Below are 17,427 nucleotides of genomic sequence, written 5' to 3' on the forward strand. Positions count from 1 at the left end.
CTTCAGAACTGAAGCATCTCTTATATATAACTTACTCTTATCTTTGTGACTTGTCGTAAGGAATACCTTCCGCTTTTGGTGCTCTGGACTTCTTGGAAGTGAAGGCCAGCACAATCATGGTCGCAACATAAGGCAGCATCTTGTAGTATGTCTGATTGATTCCCAGGTTGTTCAGGAATGGAATCAGGGATACAGAATAGGCCAGTGTCCTCAGGAATGCGAAGAACAGCGCTGCCCAGAAAATCCTTAAAGGCTTCCACTGCCCGAAGATCATAACCGCAAGGGCCAGGAATCCGAATCCGGCCACACCGGTATGTCCATTGACATTTCCATCCATGACACCCACTGAGTAGAAGAACCCTCCTATCCCTGCTAGTACTCCGGATATGCTGACACCTGCGTATCTCATTCTGTATACATTGATTCCTACAGAATCCGCTGCATGAGGATGCTCTCCACAGGCTCTTAGTCTTAATCCGAATCTGGTCTTGTAGAAAACCACTGTAGCAACGACAAGTAGAAAGAGCCCAATATAGACTGTAAGGTAGGTTCTCTGGAAGAACAGCTGTCCGAGTACAGGAATCTGTCCAAGTACAGGGACCTCACGAATATAGAAGTTCTTGTTTGTCGTGATACCATCGGAATTGAAGAACATTTTCGAAAACAGCAGAATGATCGCCGGAATCAGCATGTTGATTGATGTACCGGTGATGGTCTGATTTGCTTTCATGGTAACCGCTGCAAAAGACAGAAGCAGCGAATAGATGAATCCTGAGATGGCTGCTATGATCATGCCTAACAGCAGAATGGTCTGAGGTCCCATCTCTGTACCTTGAACAAAATATACAAAGAGAGCGCCGAAGAATGCCCCGAAAAGCATGATTCCTTCTAGACCGATATTGATGACACCACTCCGTTCACTGAACATTCCACCTAAAGCTACCAGCAATAATGGAATCGCAACAGGAAGCATATTCTGAATCAGATAATATAAAGTATCCATTACTTCTTAGCCTCCTTTGTATCACTTGAAGCATCCTTGTCCCCGATGCTTTTGGCCTCTGAAACCGCATGCAGTTTCTCTCTTCTCGTTTTGATGAATTTGGCTGCTGCTGAATTCATGATCATGGCAAATGCCGAGAAGTAGATGATGACAGCAATTACAACATCGATGATTTCCGGCTTGAAGCCATGAAGACTCGCAAGGGTTCCACCTCTCTGGATATGAGAGATGAATACAGAGGAGAAAATCACGCCGATGGGATGTGCATTACCAAGAAGCGCTACAGCAATACCATTGAATCCGTTGGCTGCAATGATATTGATGGGCTCATAGGTCATACTGCTTCCCGCGATGGCAGAAGGTGCCAGTATGGCAAAGGCTCCACCTAAACCGGCAAGGCCACCAGCAATGACCATGGTAAGGATGATGTTTCTTTTTCCTTTCATACCTGCATAGTCTGCAGCGGATTTGTTGAATCCTGTGGCTTTCAGTTCATAACCGAAGGTGGTTTTCTGCAATACGATGTAGAGAATAATTCCTATGAGAACCGCAAGCACGATTCCGTAGTTCACATTTGAACCGGCAATTCCGAGGGATGGGATCTGCACATCACCGGACAGATAGCTTGTTCTGGTCATGGAGGACACATACATCTTGCTGTTGCCCTGAATCAGCATGTCCACCAGATACATTCCGATGTAGTTGAACATGATGGAAGTGATGACTTCGTTCACATTCAGCAGTGCTTTGAAGATACCTGGGATGAATCCCCAGAGCATACCTCCGATCATTCCGGCAAACACCGCAACAACCCAGTGGATTCCCTTCGGCATATCCCACATGAAACCAACATAAAGGGCAAAATACATCCCCATGGTGTATTGTCCTGAAGCACCAATGTTAAACAGCCCCATTTTGAAGGCGAAGCCTACAGCCAGTCCTGTCATAAGAATCGGGGTGGCAAAATAGAACACATCACCAATTCTTCTCAGTCCACCAGAAAGCACACTGTTAAAGCCTTTTACAGCATTGGACGGATCTGCAATCAGCATAACGAGGAAGCCTACGATCAGTCCCAGCGCTATGGCAAGAAGTGCTGCCGTAAAAGATGAAAATCCCTTGCTTTGTGTAATGCTTTTTAAGTTAAATCCATTTTTCTTTGAATTATTATTATCCTGCATGGTTAATCTCCTTTACGGTATTACGTTTTGCGCCTGACATATAAAGACCAAGCTCTTCCACCGTCGTGGTTTTAGGATCAAGTTCTCCGACGATTTCGCCTTCGTACATGACCAGAATTCTGTCGCTGACATCCATGACCTCATCCAGCTCCAGAGACATCAGAAGCACAGCTTTCCCTGCATCTCTTCTTTCCACCAGCTGCTTGTGAATGTATTCGATGGCACCCACATCAAGCCCTCTTGTGGGCTGAACCGCTACAAGAAGCTCATGCTTCTTATCAATTTCTCTTGCTAATATGGCTTTCTGCTGGTTACCGCCGGACATGCTTCTGGCGATTGTAACAGGCCCCTGTCCGCTACGGACATCAAACTTCTCCACCAGCTCTTCCGTATATTTTCTCATGGCATCGAACTTCAGGAATCCATGCTTCTGGAAAGCAGGCTCCCAGTATCTCTGAAGAATCATATTTTCTTCCAGTGAGTAGTCCAGAACCAGACCATGCTTATGCCTGTCTTCAGGAATATGACTCATGCCTGCTTTGGAACGCTCTCTGATGGAAGCCTTAGTAATATCCTTCCCAGCCAGCGTAATGGTTCCTGTGGTCATCTTTTCCAGTCCTGTCAGGGCTTGTACAAACTCCGACTGTCCGTTTCCGTCGATACCTGCAAGGCAGACAATTTCTCCTGCACGCACGTCAAAGGACACATTCTTCACTGCATTGTTCTTATGGGTGTGACTTGGTACCGTCACGTTTCTCACAGAGAGTACGACATCCTTCGGTTCTGCTTTTTCCTTGTCTACAGAGAAACTGATGTCTCTTCCGACCATCATCTTGGACAGTTCTTCCTTTGTGGTATCCTTTACATCAACCGTGCCAATATATTTACCTTTACGTAGAACGGTACACCTGTCAGCCACCTGCATGATTTCATTCAGCTTATGTGTAATAAATAAAATGGACTTTCCTTCATCCGCGAAACCGCGCATGATCTGTAGAAGCTCTTCGATTTCCTGCGGCGTAAGCACAGCCGTTGGTTCATCAAAGATCAGAATCTCATTGTCTCTATAAAGCATCTTGAGTATTTCAACTCTCTGCTGCATACCTACAGAAATCTTCTCGATCACTGCATCAGGATTAACCTTCAATCCGTATTTTTCGCTTAATTCGACAACTTTCCTTCTTGCTTCGCTCTTCTCTAAAAAGCCCATTTTATTTGGCTCTACCCCTAAAATGATGTTTTCAAGAACCGTGAATATTTCCACCAGCTTGAAATGCTGGTGCACCATACCGATTCCTAAAGCATTGGCATCATTTGGATTGTTGATCTTAACAACTTCTCCATTCTTTCTGATTTCACCTTTTTCGGCCTGATACAGCCCGAAAAGAACACTCATCAGAGTGGATTTTCCTGCTCCGTTTTCTCCGAGCAGAGCATGGACTTCTCCTCTTTTCAAGGTCAGCGTAATATTGTCGTTCGCGATAATACCGGGGAATTCTTTTGTTATATTTCTCATTTCAATAATATAATTATCCACTTTAACCTCTTCTTATCACTTTATTTTTTAGTTGGAAAATGGGGGAAAACTCTCGCCTTCCCCCACTGAAAACTCATAGATGTATTCGTTTCATCCAATACTCAAGTGAAAATTTCACTCGAATTATCTTACAGAAACAGCAACCTTGCTTAATCCAAGATTAGATGTAAGTTCTTCTGCAGTAGCATATCCATTGGCATCTGCAACTTCGAATGTTCTTACAAGTTCAATACTACCATCAACAAGTGATTCGAAAACCTCATCATATGTTGCTTTGTCAAATGATTCAAATCTATCGAATGCATCTGCATCTTCATCACCGATAACTGTTGTTGGAAGACCAACACCATCGTTAGCAGCATTGAAATATGTGGTTTTAGCTGAATAAGTAGACCAGCTGTCTGACTTGTATATGGAGTCAAGTACAGCAACAACAGAAGCTGCAAGTCCCTTCGTAGCGGATGTGATTACAGTTTCGCTATCATATCTCTGGTCAACGTCAACACCGATGACCTTTGCTTCTGATTCAGCAGCTGCGGACATTACGCTCTTACCAACGGAACCACCACAAGCGAATATGACTTCTACGCCTTCCTGGTACATGGTCTTTGCAGTAGCCTTGTTTGTATCAGTTTCTTCAAAGTTTCCTGTGTAGTGATAAGTAACTTCTACAGCACCATCAGCAAGGCCAAGCTCTGCAGCAGCAGCTTCAGCACCCTGAAGATATCCGTACCCGAATGCCTGTACAGCAGGAACTGCCATACCGCCCATGAATCCAAGGTCTGTCATGCCGTCCATTACAGCAGCATATCCAGCCAGGTAACCTGATTCTTCTTCAGAGTACATGATACTGGCAACATTTTCCTTTGTTTCAAATGTTGAGTAGTCTGCTGTATGAGGAGCACCATCAAGAAGAATGAACTTCACGTCAGGGAACTGTGTCTGAGCTTCATATACTGCAACCTCAAACAGGAATCCTGGTGTAACAATAACTTCTGCACCACCCTGTACAGCTAAATCAATAGCAGCAAGGTATCCAGCATCAGAAGCTTCTTCTGGCTTATAGTACTTATGTGTGATGTTTTCTGCTTCCGCAAATTCAACAACACCCTCCCAAGCACCCTGGTTGAATGATTTATCGTCGATATTACCCTTGTCGGTGATCAGTGCAATCTCAAAACCGTCAGCTCCCGCTTCCCCCTCGGTTTCGGATCCGCAACCAGCAAGAACCATACCAACCATCATGATTGACATTAGAATAGCAAGCATTTTTTTCATTAAAAAACCCTCCAAATAATTCGTTCGACTTTTGTCGTTGCATTTATTATATCTTTTTTACTGAAAAACCACAACTATTATTACTCCGCAAAGGGCTCATTGTACGTGTTTTTTCGTAATTCGCTGAAACTCAAGGGGATTCTTTGTGAGTTTATCACATCGTTTACAGCTGAAAATAAAGAATTGGTTTTCAATTTCCATTGAAAACCAATTCTTTTAGCGATTTACGCGTTTTTTGGTGAATTTATTTCATTTGAGGATATCCGAGCTGTCTTAAAGCTTCATAAGCAACTATAGCTACCGTATTGGACAGATTCAGACTTCTGGTGCTGCTTTCTGCCATGGGTACACGAAACAGATTTTCTCTGTTTTCTTCCATGATGTATTCAGGAAGCCCGCTGGATTCTCTGCCAAAGACTATGAAAACATCTTCCTCAAATTCGATATCAGAGTGACGTCCTGTTCCTTTGGTGCTGGAGAAATAGAAAGTAGCATCCTTGTACTTTTCTCTAAGTTCCTCGTAACTACCGTATAAAGTCACATCCAGTTCATTCCAGTAATCAAGTCCGGCTCTTGCCACCGTCTTGTCGTTGATGGAAAACCCCATGGGGCCAATGAGATGAAGTTTTGCGTTGGTCAGGACACAGGTCCTTCCGATGTTTCCCGTATTCTGGGGAATTTCCGGTCTGAAGAGCACGATATTGATCATTATTCTATCCCTCGCTTAACACCAGTTTTTCAATCATTTTCGCAACACCGTCATTGATGTTTGTATCCGTGACATACTTTGCGACATCCATGACATTCTGCATGGCATTGCCCATGGCTACAGGCATTCCGACCACTTTCAGCATGGAAAGGTCATTTTCACTGTCACCGATGGCAATGATTTCATCAGGATGGATTCCTTTGGCCTTTGCCAGAGCAAGGACACCCAGTCCTTTGTCTGCAAGATAGGACGTGAATTCCAGGTTATCGACACCGGAACTGACCACTTTGATCCTCTGATTCTTTGAGACCTGCTCTCTGATGGAGGAGATCCGATCCATTTTCGGAAAGACAATTCCCTTCTGTATGGCATTTCCGGTTTCTTCTATGAGATGCTTCAGTGTAAAATCATCATTGAGATATTTGATGAGGATCTTTCTGTCTTCCGGAAGCGTCTTCGCAAGCGCTTCATATCTACCCACATAATCTCTGTATTCGGATATATACATGGTTCCATGATTGTACCAGTTGATTTTCGTATCGTGTCTGTTCAGGACATCCTGGATCAGAAGCACGTCATCCCCGCTTAGATTCTCTTCATAATAGACGCTGCTGCCGTCTCTTTCGCTGACATACGCACCGTTTGACGAGACGATGGGGTCTGTAAGGCCCAGTTCATCTGAGTACATCAGTGCACTTTTATGCATTCTGCCTGTACTCAGTGCAATAATCAGCCCCTTCTCCTTGGCCTTTCCGATGGCCTGCGCAACTCTATCCGATACGGTCAGGTCCGGTCTTATGAGGGTCCCGTCAATATCAATGCAAATCATTTTATACATGTATCATTCTCCTTATTTCTGCTTCTTTCTTATCCAATCTTATCATATCAGACAATGTATTTTTTGATGAAGGTGAAGACTGGTCCTCGGTATTCTCTTACGATACCGTATACATCATCATAAAGCTCCTGTCTGCTGCTGAATTCTCCCATCTCTCCGCTGTATTCTTCCCTGTATACTTCCTCCACAAGTTTCGTATAGCTTTCTTTCAGTTCATCATCCTTGATGCGTTCAGCCATTTCAAGATACGTTTCTCCCTGTTTTCTGGAATAATACATGAAACTCAGTCCACGATTCAGTTCTCTGAAGTAAGGCTTAAGAGATGTACTCTTCATCATCCTATGGATTCTGTATTTTCTGTAGGCTACTCTTAGGGAAAACACCATTAAGAGAGCTGCTATCGCACCAAAGACTATGTTCCTGGATACTCTTTCCTGTTTCTCTTCCGGTGTTTCTTCCACTTCATCCTCATTCAAAGGATTTTCCGGATCCTCTTCTTCATCCACAGGTGTTTCAGGATCATCCACCACTTCTTCGCCTTCCGTCGGAGTTTCTTCCGTCTCTTCATCAAAAATCAGCTCTCTTGGTGTACCAGTAGCGTCATAGATCTGCCAGATATCATTTTCCTCGTCGATAAGGACTTCTGTCCAGGCATGGGCATCGCTGTTCCTTACGACAAATCTGCCGCCATCCAGTTCATCTGCCATTTTGAAGCCTTCCACATACCTGGTGGGAACACCTGCTATTCGAAGCATATTGGACAGAGCTGTACCGAAATAGACGCAGTATCCTTCCGGATTTTCAAAGAGGAAGTAATCCACGAAATCCTCCCCTTCAGGAAGGTCTCCCGGTTCCAGTGTATAGGTGTAATTGGTTCTGAGATAATCCGTCAGAGCCTGCGCCTTCTCCTGATTGCTCATGGTAGGTTCGATGATTTCAAACACCAGATCCATGGTTCTTGTGGTGATGGTATCAGAAATCTGAAGATACTCCTCATAATTCGCCAGAAACGCCTCATCTCTTGCAGATGGACTTTCCACTTCAGAAAGATGCGCTCTGATCAGATCTTCCTCGAAATAAGTGATGAAATAGTCATTCGTTACCGTCTTGTTGCTGGTGAACACATCATATTTCTCGTCATAAAACAGTAAGGCCAGATTATTTGAAATGGCCATATCCCGCGTGTAGATACTGTTGAACAGATGCGATGTCATTTCTCTTATAGGCCTGATCTCCAGTATATTCAGTTCATCATTTCCTGTCGCATCTTCGTAATAGGAGATTTTTTCCTCCACAATACTGCCTGTCTCCAGATAGTCTCTGAATTCCTTGGTCCATCTGTCACCAAGATAGTTCACCTTGACACTTCCCCTTAGATAGATGGGACCATCTCCGATGGCATGTAGCACTTCTTCTTCATTGATGATGATGTCTCCTCCGAGTTTGCTTTCGGAGTTGTTATAGCCGGACATGGAAATACTGAACGGATCTTCTATATTTCTTCCATTGATGGAGTTCTGAGTCACCACCTGTCCGTTGAAGAAATTCCATAATCTGTCTGAGTAGATCCCTTTTTCCTCAATATCTATGAAAAAAGAAGACAGGGTAATGATCACTGTGAAAATCAGTGCCTGAACCAGCCTCTTGTTCCGATTCACTTTCAGCACCCGCACTTCGCGATCGTAAAGAGTGGTTCTGTAAAACAGTATGCTGAACGCCCAGACTGGTATGAAGAATCGCACATACTCATAGGAGTTCTTGTAGTAGTCTACAATCCAAAGAAAGAGAATCAGTCCCATATCCAGAATAACCATATTATAAGGGAAGATATAAAGCGTTACAGCCAGTATGCTGGCACCCAGCACCATCATGAGTCTGATGGTATTGAGAAAGTTCTCGAACTGTATGTCCTCTCCTTTCATGATGGCGCTGTTTATAATGCTGATGTCTTCAGGAATCGCATAGATATCAATGCTCTTCACTCTATAATACAGTGCATAGACGCTGACAAGAATGAGAAAAAAGAATCCGAGTCTGTACCAGATGTTGTCTCCTTTGAACAGGCCGATAAGACCTACTACGGCAGTAATTGGCAGCACTGCAAAGATCCAGATTTTCCCATACTGAAATCCCTGAATGTAATATGCACTTTCCATAACCATGGCCATGATGATCATGTTTATGAAAATCATTATAAGAGGAATCACCAGATTTTTCATTCTACTCATATCATTCACCTATGTATTTCATGGAAATACCCTCATGTTCAGACTCTCTTTTACTTTCGTCTTCTATGGCAAACCAGGTAATCCTGTTGTAGCGGTCTTTCATTTTCATGACTACTTTCATGAGATTCGGGCTGCGATTGCCGGTAAAGAGAATGATGGAAGAGGCACCCTGAAACACCTCTGTCTTTTCACTCATGAAGTCCTGCATAGGCTTATTTCCATTGCTGTCATGCACCACCATGTATTCCACCAGGGCATCATGCTGCTGCATTCTTCTCATATCGAATTCTCTTCTCTCCAGTCCGTTGATGATCACTTTATGCTCTTTTCCTTCCTTAAGAAGCAGATGCGAGACAGCCAGAGCTTCCGCGATCAGCATCTCCTCTTTCGCACCATCTTCATCCAGCTTATAGATGTCTTCATTCATGTCAATGACAAGAAGATAATCTATCCCCTTGGTCTGCTCTCCAAGCCTTACATAAAGTTCTCCATGCTTAGCGGAAACTTTCCAGTTTATTCTCTTCAGGCTGTCTCCAGTCTGATATCTTCTCATTTCCTTGGTCATGTAGGGATCTTCAATGGAGGAAGAGGACTGTCTTACGCCTTCGTTACCAACCCCGACCTCAAAGTCCATGGGTTTCAATGCCCTCGTTTTCGGATAAACCCTTACATTCTCCTTCAGCAATGCTTTTCTGATAGTGAAGATATTGAAGAAATCTCTGATTTCTATGCTCAGATGGCTGAATTCATAAACCCCTCTTTTAGGAAAATAGAAGTTGAATATCACCTGCGCCTTGCTTCTGCTGTTCACACTTCTCGTTTCAATCTCCTCATAGTCATTGACCGCCGTGACGAAAGACAGAAAAATTCTTGAATCGTTAAAGATCTGAAGATTCAGCTTGGCAGTTTCAAAAACCTCATAGTGTTCCTTCATCGTCGAGAGCTTTCCATACACTTTGAAAGAGAAGAGAAGAATGCTCAGAAGAGCAAGGATGAACATACTGAGGAAAATGAAATAGAGGGATGTAAATACAATCCCCCCGATGGTATAGTAAAGAACGATGGAAATAAGAAACCCGAAGATAAATCTGTAATCTATTCTCATGGCTAATCATCCATTCTAGGCGGCTCTACTGTTGAAATCATGACTTGAAGCGCTTCGTAAGCATTGCTTCCCTGGCCTCTTGCGTAGGAGGAAAGAATCAGTCTGTGCGCAAGGACCATTCCGGCATTTTCCTTCACATCTTCCGGAATCACATAATTTCTCCCTTTCATCAGTGCCGTAGCCTGGCTTACTCTCATGAGAGCAATGGAGGCTCTTGGACTCGCTCCCAGAGTAAACAGTTTGCTCTCTCTTGTTTCCTTGACGATGTCCACAATATACTTATAGATTTCTTCTGAAACCTTCACCTGTCTTGTCTGCTGCTGAAGCATCAGTACATCTTTAACGGAAGCCACAGGGCTTATTTTTTCTATGGGAATCTCTTCTCTGAAGTTTCTGAGAATCGTCACTTCATCCGTCTGAGAAGGATATCCGATTTTGATTCTCATCATGAAACGGTCCAGCTGTGCTTCCGGAAGATTGAACGTTCCTTCATATTCAATGGGATTCTGTGTGGCCATGACAAAGAACGGCATTTCCAGCTTATAGCTCTGTGTTCCTTCAGAAACCTGGAATTCTTCCATGACTTCCAGAAGTGCGGCCTGTGTTTTCGGTGAAGTTCTGTTGATTTCATCCGCCAGGACAATGTTGGCGAAGACAGGACCTTTTCTGAATTCAAAACTCATGTCTCTCTGATTGTAAATGGAAACGCCTAGAATATCGGATGGAAGCAGATCCGGAGTGAACTGTATTCTTGAATAGGACAGATTGAGACTCTTGGCAAGGGCTTTCACCAGGGTTGTCTTTCCGATGCCCGGAATGTCTTCAATGAGGATATGCCCTCCCGCCAGAATACCCTTCAGAATATTCTTCACTACACTGTTCTTTCCAATGATGACTTTTTCAATGTTCTCTTCTATTCTTCTTACATATTCCATTTATCAAAATCTCCTTCTGCTCCGTTGATCTTTTTCAGCTGCTCATTCTCTTGTTATCTAGAATTATTTTAACATATCCCTGTCCATGAGAATATGAATTTACAGTTATATTGCTTTCTGTAGTGAAAATGGACTCACCAAAGGGTGAATCCATTTCTGCTTTACTGATTCATATCGATTGCTTAATTTTTATGCATTCGGATCCTGGTTGTCACCATTTTCTACTGGTGGATCTTCAGGTTCAACCGGATTTTCAACTGGTGGTTCCTCAGGAGTCGGTTCCGGCTTGGGTTCTTCAGGCTTTGGCTTCGTGCCCACGAGCACAACCTTGTCCACCTTCTTATAGGTATCCTGTGAAATCAGTTCCGTCTTCACAACCTTGCCGTCCTTTATGGTCTGCTTGTAGGTTTTAGAAGTATAACCTGTTACAGGTTTGAACTCGATTTCCGTTTCTCCCACAAACATGGTCGGATCTTCTTTTTCGATGGTCTTCGGCTGGATGACAGAAGTCGTCTCACTGAAAATCTTGTAAGTGTATCCGCCCATATCCGCCTTATGACCATAGACCGCCACCGTAAGGTTCGTGTCATTGCCGTAAGCATAAATATATACCGGATTCGCATAGGTGTTGGTGAATTTCAGATCCAGATAAGGACCATATACCACCGCATCCATACCAGGTTTCAGATAGGACACTGCCATGGAGTGATTTCTTCGCTGGGCGATTTCAAGGTTGCTGTGGAGTGCTGCCTGATACAATGTGCTGGATACCTGACAGAGTCCTCCGCCGATTCCTTCCTCCACCTTATCCCCTATATAGACTCCGGCGTTTCTGAATCCCGCTGCCGCAGTGACTGGCCCGACTTCCTCATTATAGCTGAATGTCTCCCCAGGCATGATCACAGCACCGTTTATTTTGGATGCCGCAAAGCCTACGTTGTATTTTCTTCCAGCCGCAGAAGAAGCATAGTTCGTTGTATAGATAGACAGCTGACTGTCTATCTTCGACAAGGCTTCTGTGGTGATTTCAGGCTGGGATACCACGATATCCGCCTCTACCACCTGATCCGGATTCAGCTCATCGATGGCTTTCTTCAGATCTCTCATGAGTTTTTCTTCATCTACAACACGCCCTTCAGCATGTTCACCGATGATGAACTCTCCACCTGTTCTCTTGATTGTGGCATTCTTCGCTTCCTGATTCACTTCATCCGTCACTTGTTTGACGAATTCAGCAATCTTTTCCTCATTGTGTCCAAAAGACAGGCTCAGTTCCTCTTCCTGAGGACTTATGATTCTTGCAAGCTTTTCCTCATCGGAAAGATTCTTGCCCAGTTTCACAGCTTCATTTGCCAGAGTCGCTGAATCCACTTCGATTTCAAGTTCTTCCAGTGTCAGTGGAAACATCTGATCCTTCGCACTGACAGAAAGCTTATGTTCCATCAGCTTTTCTGAAACTTCCGTATCCAGAATAGTTCTGGCTTCTTCTCTGGTCTTTCCGGATAAATCCGTCCCCATGACTGTTACGCCAGGATAGACCTTTTCGCTCCATGCATTTATGATTTTCTGGTCCTGCTCGTTCTGAATGATTTCAGCCTGAGCTATCGCCTCTGAGACAATGGACTCAGCCAGCTGTTTCTCTTGCTCCACAGCATATCCTCTGTAGGTGATGGCACCTGCACCGGATAATGCTATTGCAAGAATGATTGCGATTATCGTTTTTCTCTTCATATTGTCCGGTAATTAAATTACCCTGCCCTCCCATATCTATTGCGTTTGTACATTCAGTCTATTCAACATAAGTATTATAACATGAGATATATTGCAAAATCTCACAAATATGTTACAAAACACGATGATAATCATCAATCCGCCCTGAGACTCAATTAATAATCATTATCCAACCCATCATACTTCATATTCTGTGGTAGAGCAATCGAGATCGCGAAAATTAACATTTTCACCACCTGCTGAACCATCCACAATACAGACTGAATATCCATAAGAAAGAAAATCGATAACATTCTATACAGATATTTGATTTTGCGATAATATGAAAATAGAATATTGGAGGAGGGATCACATGTCATTTGAACAGAATATAGGCAAGACGCTCACAGACCTCATCGAAATCCACAGTCCCACCGGGTATCACCGAGAAGTCATGACGTATATCAGGAAGGAACTGGATGATTCGAAAATCACATACAAGGAAACAGTTAAAGGTGCCATTCTTGCTACCTTAGAGGGTGAAAATGAGGAAGGCAGACTGTTTTCCGCGCACGTGGACACTTTAGGCGCCATGGTGAAATCCATAAAAGGCAAAGGAAGCCTCGAATTCATGCTTCTGGGCGGTTACATGTATAACACGCTGGAATCAGAGAACTGCTGGATCAGAACCTCTCATGGAAAACTCATCAGCGGAACCGTGCAGACAACCAAACCTTCCGTCCACATTGATGGTGGCGAAGCACGCTCCCTGGAAAGAAAACAGCAGACCATGGAAGTGATCATCGACGAGAAGGTAAGCAGTGCAGAAGATGTCAAGGCACTGGGTATAAACGTCGGAGATTTCATATTCATCGAACCCAAGCTGAGAATTCTGGAAAACGGATTCATCAAATCAAGATATCTTGATGACAAGGCAAGCGTATCCATCCTGCTGGAAGCCATGAAGACTCTGAAGAAGGAAACGCTGAATAAAACGATTCACTTCTTCATTTCAAACTATGAAGAAGTCGGTCATGGAGCAAAGGCTGCACTTCCAGAGCACCTCACTGAATTCATCGCTGTGGATATGGGTGCTCCCGGAAATGATCAGAACAGCTCGGAATTCAAGGTGAATATCTGCGCAAAGGACAGCTCAGGTCCATATGATTATGAACTTCGAAGAACACTTGAGATGCTCTGTGAAGAAGAGAATATCCCTTATGCCACAGACATCTATCCATTCTACGGTTCTGACGCATCCGCGGCATTAGGTGCCGGATATGATATCAGAACTGCGCTCATCGGACCGGGGGTCTTCGCATCCCACGGATATGAAAGAACCCATATGGAATCCATGAAAGCCACCTATGATCTCATTGTAAGTTATGCGAAGAAATAGACGCTGAATCGAACCGGAGAAATCAAGGAAGCAGTGCCCTCCCTGTACTTATCAGGGCTGACACTGCTTCCTTTTCTTCTGCTTTATTCTTTTTCAGGACTTCTCAGTTTCACTGAAGTCTGTATGATCGCATCCAGGAGTCCTTTATAATCAAGCCCGATTCCCGCAGCACTCTTCGGAAAGAGTGAAGTGCTTGTCATCCCTGGAAGTGTATTGATTTCAAGAATATACGGGATACCATCTCTTATGATGAAATCCACTCTTGCATAGACATCACATTTCAGCACACGGAAGGTATCAAGGGCCATCTCATTGATCTCTTTCTGAAGGGCCTCTTCATACTCTATGATCACTTCCTCAGCACCGCCCGCTTCATACTTGGAGGAGTAATCGAAGAAACCGCCTTTGCTGGGTTTAATGATCAGTGTCGGCAGCACTTTCCCATCCAGAATCGGCACGGTGATTTCATCGCCTTTGATGAACTCTTCGATCATCACTTCCGTATCCACAAGGAGCCCTTCTCTGACACCATGAATCACTTCTTCCATGGTGCTGCAGATAAATGTCGCCACAGAAGATCCGCCGCAGTTGGGTTTCACCACCACAGGGAATCCCAGTTTCTTCAGCTTCTCTTCCGTCACATCTTCCGGTTTTCTTACGATGAACCAGTCTCCCGTTCGGATTCCCTTGCTCTTCAGCACACATTTGGTAAGGTCCTTATCCATGCATACAGCACTGGAGGCCATTCCACATCCGGAATAAGGAATATCGAGACTGTCAAGAATGCTCTGCACCGTTCCATCTTCTCCATATTTTCCGTGAAGAGCAAGAAGCGCAAAATCAATTCCCTTCACTTTCTCGAAAATATCCATCTTGCTGTCCAGTATGATTTCCACACCTTCGTATCCGTTAAAATTTATATTCTTCAGGATCTCTCTTCCCGAAGATAATGAGACTTCCCTCTCACTGGAAATCCCACCCATGATTACACCAATCTTCAATCTAACTCACTCCTGTTTCACTTACACAATTACTGAAATTCTAAAGTACATTATTGCACCAAAAAACCGTTCTGACAAGAAAAATTAATCTCTGGCTTTCCCATGTAAAAGAGAAAAGACAGGGTTGTCTTAACGAGAAGCATTTCCCTATCTTTCTGCGTTGGGAATATCGGAAAACTCGATATCCACACGATTTGAAGTTTTTTCGTAAAAGTCCTTCTCCAGTGCCACTTCATCTGTTTCTTGTGTGAGTTCGTCCTTCAAAATCAGTCTGAAGGTGGTTCCCTTATCCAGTTCACTGGATACGATACAGTCACCTTCCATGAGATTCATCAGCTTCTTCACGATGGAAAGTCCGATCCCTGTCCCTTCCGTATCTCTTGTTGTGGATTTATTCACCTGGATGAACCGGTCGAATATATGATCCACATTATCCTTCGAAATTCCGATTCCGGTATCCTGCACATCAATGTACACGTTATTCTCTTCTTCATCCAGAGAGAGATTCACAAAGATGCTTCCACCTTTCTTCGTGAATTTGATGGCATTACTGAGAAGATTCAGCAGCACTCTCTCCAGAGACTGGAGATCAAATGCGACCAGATGTTCTTCCACTTCCGTATCGAATATGATTTTCAGTCCTTTTCCTTCTGCATAATGAAGTACAGACATCACCGTATCCTCTGTGAAACTGACGATATCCTGATTGATCATATGCAGTGTGTAGAATCCAGAGTCCACCTTCGTGATATCAAGAATATTGGAGACAATACGCATGAGGCGGTAGGAATTATGCCGGATGAGCCCCGCATACTTTTCGGTTTTGCCTTTCTCATACTCTGATATATCCATCATGTCCAGTGCCGATAGAATGATATTGATGGGTGTCCTCAGTTCATGGGACATATTCGCAAAGAATTCATTGAACATCTTTTCATTCTCTTCCGCAATGTAGAGCTTTCTGATGTTGGCTTCGTTTTCGATTCTCAGTTCATGCAGCTTGATGGAATTGGTCACATTACGGAGAAAGACCAGCATCTGCTTCTTGTTGCTTTCCACACCGATGAGCCGGACATTGGGTTCCACATAAATGTCCTGCCCTTTATGGTCTTTGATTTTTCTTGTTTCCAGCTTCAGAATTTCACTTGTGGAGATTCTCTCCCCGATTTCATCCAGCTCCTTGAAGCTCATCCCCATGAAACGTTCCTCTGCAGGCATATTGACGGGCTTCACACTGGGGAGATTTCTAAAATCGTTGTACACAATATCATTGGCTTCCACCACGCGCTTGCGCACAAGATCGTAAAGAAAAATGAAATCCGGGATCAGATTGAAGAAGCTTCTGTATTTATATTCCGATCTCTCCAGAGATTCCTGCATGGCTCTGATTACAGTGATGTCCTTTGCCGTGATACAGAAGATCTCCTCATCATCCTGCTCGATGTACACCACATCCACATCCAGAATATAGGTATTGTCTCCCAGGTTGAACTTCATGGAAGAAGAATAGTTCATATTGTATTTGATGACTTCATATTTCTCTGTAAGGTAATTGGACATGTCCTTATCCAGATATTCTCCATAGTGATTGAAAAAAATCTTGTATTTGGAATTCGAATACAGAATCTGATGTCTGGAATTCACGAAAACAGTGATGTTCTCATTGTACTCCGCGGATTTGAAAAACATGAAAAGATTTTTCTTGAGCACTTCCGATTTCTTGATGGATTCATCCTTTTCTCTCACAATCTCATAAAATGCCAGAGGCACGAAAATGATGTAAAGACCAAAGGTCATGGTTTCCATGATTGTTCCTGCAAACAGAAATCTGTAGTCATTTCCGCTGGAAAAGATGCTGTAGAAGATCATCGATGTGCTGTAGGTGAAGCTCCCAAGATAGATGGAGAAATTCATGGCATTCTTCAGTGTCGAAAATGTGTTGTAATACCATCCGAATAACACCGGTATGGCTGACAGCATGATCAGTTCGAGCGCATAGGTCATCTCATTTGAGAAGATCAGTGGATCATCCAGAACAAAGGATCTCAGGTAGAGATAGAAGAACAGAATCATGATGGAAAGAAAAACCAGAAAATCCGCATTGATCCTTATGATTCTATAGGTCAGTTTCGCTGTGAGAATAAATCCTGAAAGAACCACTATGAGGAAATAGAACCCGAGAAACGTAGCATCAATCTGTCCGTCTATATTAAAGAGATTGTTCTGATACTCGAGAACCGATCCGAAGAGAAGCCCCAAGGCGAAAATGTAGAGATATTTCTTCTTCGTGTAGTACCCGTAGAGAAGAATCATGGTGGATGAAAGCAAGGCGATGGCTATGTTCGCCGCATCAAGATTAAGATAGAACGGTATTTCTCCCCCACTTGTGAAAAGATGTGCTGCAAGAAATGCCAGAAGACCTGACAGCACAAGAATAGAAAGGGCTATGATATTTGATCTGATCAAGCTGCTTAGTGTTTTTCTTGAATTCAATCTGCTCACG

General features: G+C 43.6%; 13 protein-coding genes. 1 reads left to right on the top strand and 12 read right to left on the bottom strand.

What is annotated here, in order from left to right; translation table 11 throughout:
- Positions 1–37: 37 nt before the first annotated feature.
- The 10 genes from ACHAL6_RS00865 to ACHAL6_RS00910 form a co-directional block, all read right to left on the bottom strand.
- Entirely contained in the window at positions 38–1,003 is a 966-nt protein-coding gene (locus ACHAL6_RS00865; RefSeq protein WP_395268224.1) for an ABC transporter permease, read from the bottom strand.
- Positions 1,003–2,184 carry an ABC transporter permease gene (locus ACHAL6_RS00870; protein WP_395268225.1) on the bottom strand — a complete coding sequence of 394 codons (1,182 nt, stop codon included), beginning with the start codon at positions 2,182–2,184 and terminating at the stop codon, positions 1,003–1,005. The genes ACHAL6_RS00865 and ACHAL6_RS00870 overlap by 1 nt, the downstream gene beginning before the upstream one ends.
- Positions 2,174–3,721, bottom strand: a complete 1,548-nt coding sequence (locus ACHAL6_RS00875) for an ABC transporter ATP-binding protein (protein ID WP_395268226.1) — start codon at positions 3,719–3,721, stop codon at positions 2,174–2,176. Before ACHAL6_RS00875 ends, ACHAL6_RS00870 begins: the two co-directional genes overlap by 11 nt.
- A gap of 123 nt (positions 3,722–3,844) precedes the next feature.
- Positions 3,845–4,999 carry a BMP family protein gene (locus tag ACHAL6_RS00880; protein ID WP_395268227.1) on the bottom strand — a complete coding sequence of 385 codons (1,155 nt, stop codon included), beginning with the start codon at positions 4,997–4,999 and terminating at the stop codon, positions 3,845–3,847.
- Positions 5,000–5,243: 244 nt separating this feature from the next.
- Positions 5,244–5,711 carry a tRNA (cytidine(34)-2'-O)-methyltransferase gene (locus ACHAL6_RS00885; RefSeq protein ID WP_395268778.1) on the bottom strand — a complete coding sequence of 156 codons (468 nt, stop codon included), beginning with the start codon at positions 5,709–5,711 and terminating at the stop codon, positions 5,244–5,246.
- A gap of 1 nt (position 5,712) precedes the next feature.
- The gene (locus ACHAL6_RS00890; RefSeq protein ID WP_395268228.1) at positions 5,713–6,546 is read right to left on the bottom strand and encodes a Cof-type HAD-IIB family hydrolase; all 834 of its coding nucleotides are present in this window, start codon (positions 6,544–6,546) and stop codon (positions 5,713–5,715) included.
- A 47-nt stretch (positions 6,547–6,593) separates the two neighbouring features.
- A complete protein-coding gene (locus ACHAL6_RS00895; protein WP_395268229.1) occupies positions 6,594–8,774 on the bottom strand; it encodes a transglutaminase family protein in 2,181 nt (726 codons plus the stop codon).
- A gap of 1 nt (position 8,775) precedes the next feature.
- A complete protein-coding gene (locus ACHAL6_RS00900; RefSeq protein ID WP_395268231.1) occupies positions 8,776–9,879 on the bottom strand; it encodes a DUF58 domain-containing protein in 1,104 nt (367 codons plus the stop codon).
- A 2-nt stretch (positions 9,880–9,881) separates the two neighbouring features.
- Positions 9,882–10,814 carry an AAA family ATPase gene (locus ACHAL6_RS00905; RefSeq protein ID WP_395268233.1) on the bottom strand — a complete coding sequence of 311 codons (933 nt, stop codon included), beginning with the start codon at positions 10,812–10,814 and terminating at the stop codon, positions 9,882–9,884.
- Positions 10,815–11,003: 189 nt separating this feature from the next.
- Complete coding sequence (locus tag ACHAL6_RS00910; protein ID WP_395268234.1) at positions 11,004–12,545, bottom strand: VanW family protein; 1,542 nt, start codon at positions 12,543–12,545, stop codon at positions 11,004–11,006.
- Between the two features lie 352 nt (positions 12,546–12,897).
- Between ACHAL6_RS00910 and ACHAL6_RS00915 the strand changes: the two genes are divergently transcribed.
- Positions 12,898–13,923: a M42 family metallopeptidase gene (locus ACHAL6_RS00915; protein ID WP_395268236.1), complete on the top strand. Its 1,026-nt coding sequence runs from the start codon at positions 12,898–12,900 to the stop codon at positions 13,921–13,923.
- A gap of 83 nt (positions 13,924–14,006) precedes the next feature.
- Here the strand turns inward: ACHAL6_RS00915 and ACHAL6_RS00920 are convergent, their stop codons facing one another.
- Together ACHAL6_RS00920 and ACHAL6_RS00925 are read right to left on the bottom strand one after the other, a co-directional pair.
- Positions 14,007–14,924, bottom strand: a complete 918-nt coding sequence (locus ACHAL6_RS00920; RefSeq protein ID WP_395268238.1) for a D-alanine--D-alanine ligase — start codon at positions 14,922–14,924, stop codon at positions 14,007–14,009.
- Positions 14,925–15,071: 147 nt separating this feature from the next.
- Positions 15,072–17,417: an ATP-binding protein gene (locus ACHAL6_RS00925; RefSeq protein ID WP_395268240.1), complete on the bottom strand. Its 2,346-nt coding sequence runs from the start codon at positions 17,415–17,417 to the stop codon at positions 15,072–15,074.
- Positions 17,418–17,427 lie beyond the last annotated feature (10 nt).

This window comes from Proteiniclasticum sp. C24MP (assembly GCF_043951855.1).
Taxonomy (GTDB): domain Bacteria; phylum Bacillota; class Clostridia; order Clostridiales; family Clostridiaceae; genus Proteiniclasticum.

Excerpts from the sequence above, each read along its gene's own strand:
- ACHAL6_RS00865 (WP_395268224.1), bottom strand. The coding sequence starts at position 1,003 with ATGGATACTTTATATTATCTGATTCAGAATATGCTTCCTGTTGCGATT.
- ACHAL6_RS00870 (WP_395268225.1), bottom strand. The coding sequence starts at position 2,184 with ATGCAGGATAATAATAATTCAAAGAAAAATGGATTTAACTTAAAAAGC.
- ACHAL6_RS00880 (WP_395268227.1), bottom strand. The coding sequence starts at position 4,999 with ATGAAAAAAATGCTTGCTATTCTAATGTCAATCATGATGGTTGGTATG.
- ACHAL6_RS00890 (WP_395268228.1), bottom strand. The coding sequence starts at position 6,546 with ATGTATAAAATGATTTGCATTGATATTGACGGGACCCTCATAAGACCG.
- ACHAL6_RS00895 (WP_395268229.1), bottom strand. The coding sequence starts at position 8,774 with ATGAGTAGAATGAAAAATCTGGTGATTCCTCTTATAATGATTTTCATA.
- ACHAL6_RS00900 (WP_395268231.1), bottom strand. The coding sequence starts at position 9,879 with ATGAGAATAGATTACAGATTTATCTTCGGGTTTCTTATTTCCATCGTT.
- ACHAL6_RS00905 (WP_395268233.1), bottom strand. The coding sequence starts at position 10,814 with ATGGAATATGTAAGAAGAATAGAAGAGAACATTGAAAAAGTCATCATT.
- ACHAL6_RS00910 (WP_395268234.1), bottom strand. The coding sequence starts at position 12,545 with ATGAAGAGAAAAACGATAATCGCAATCATTCTTGCAATAGCATTATCC.
- ACHAL6_RS00915 (WP_395268236.1), top strand. The coding sequence starts at position 12,898 with ATGTCATTTGAACAGAATATAGGCAAGACGCTCACAGACCTCATCGAA.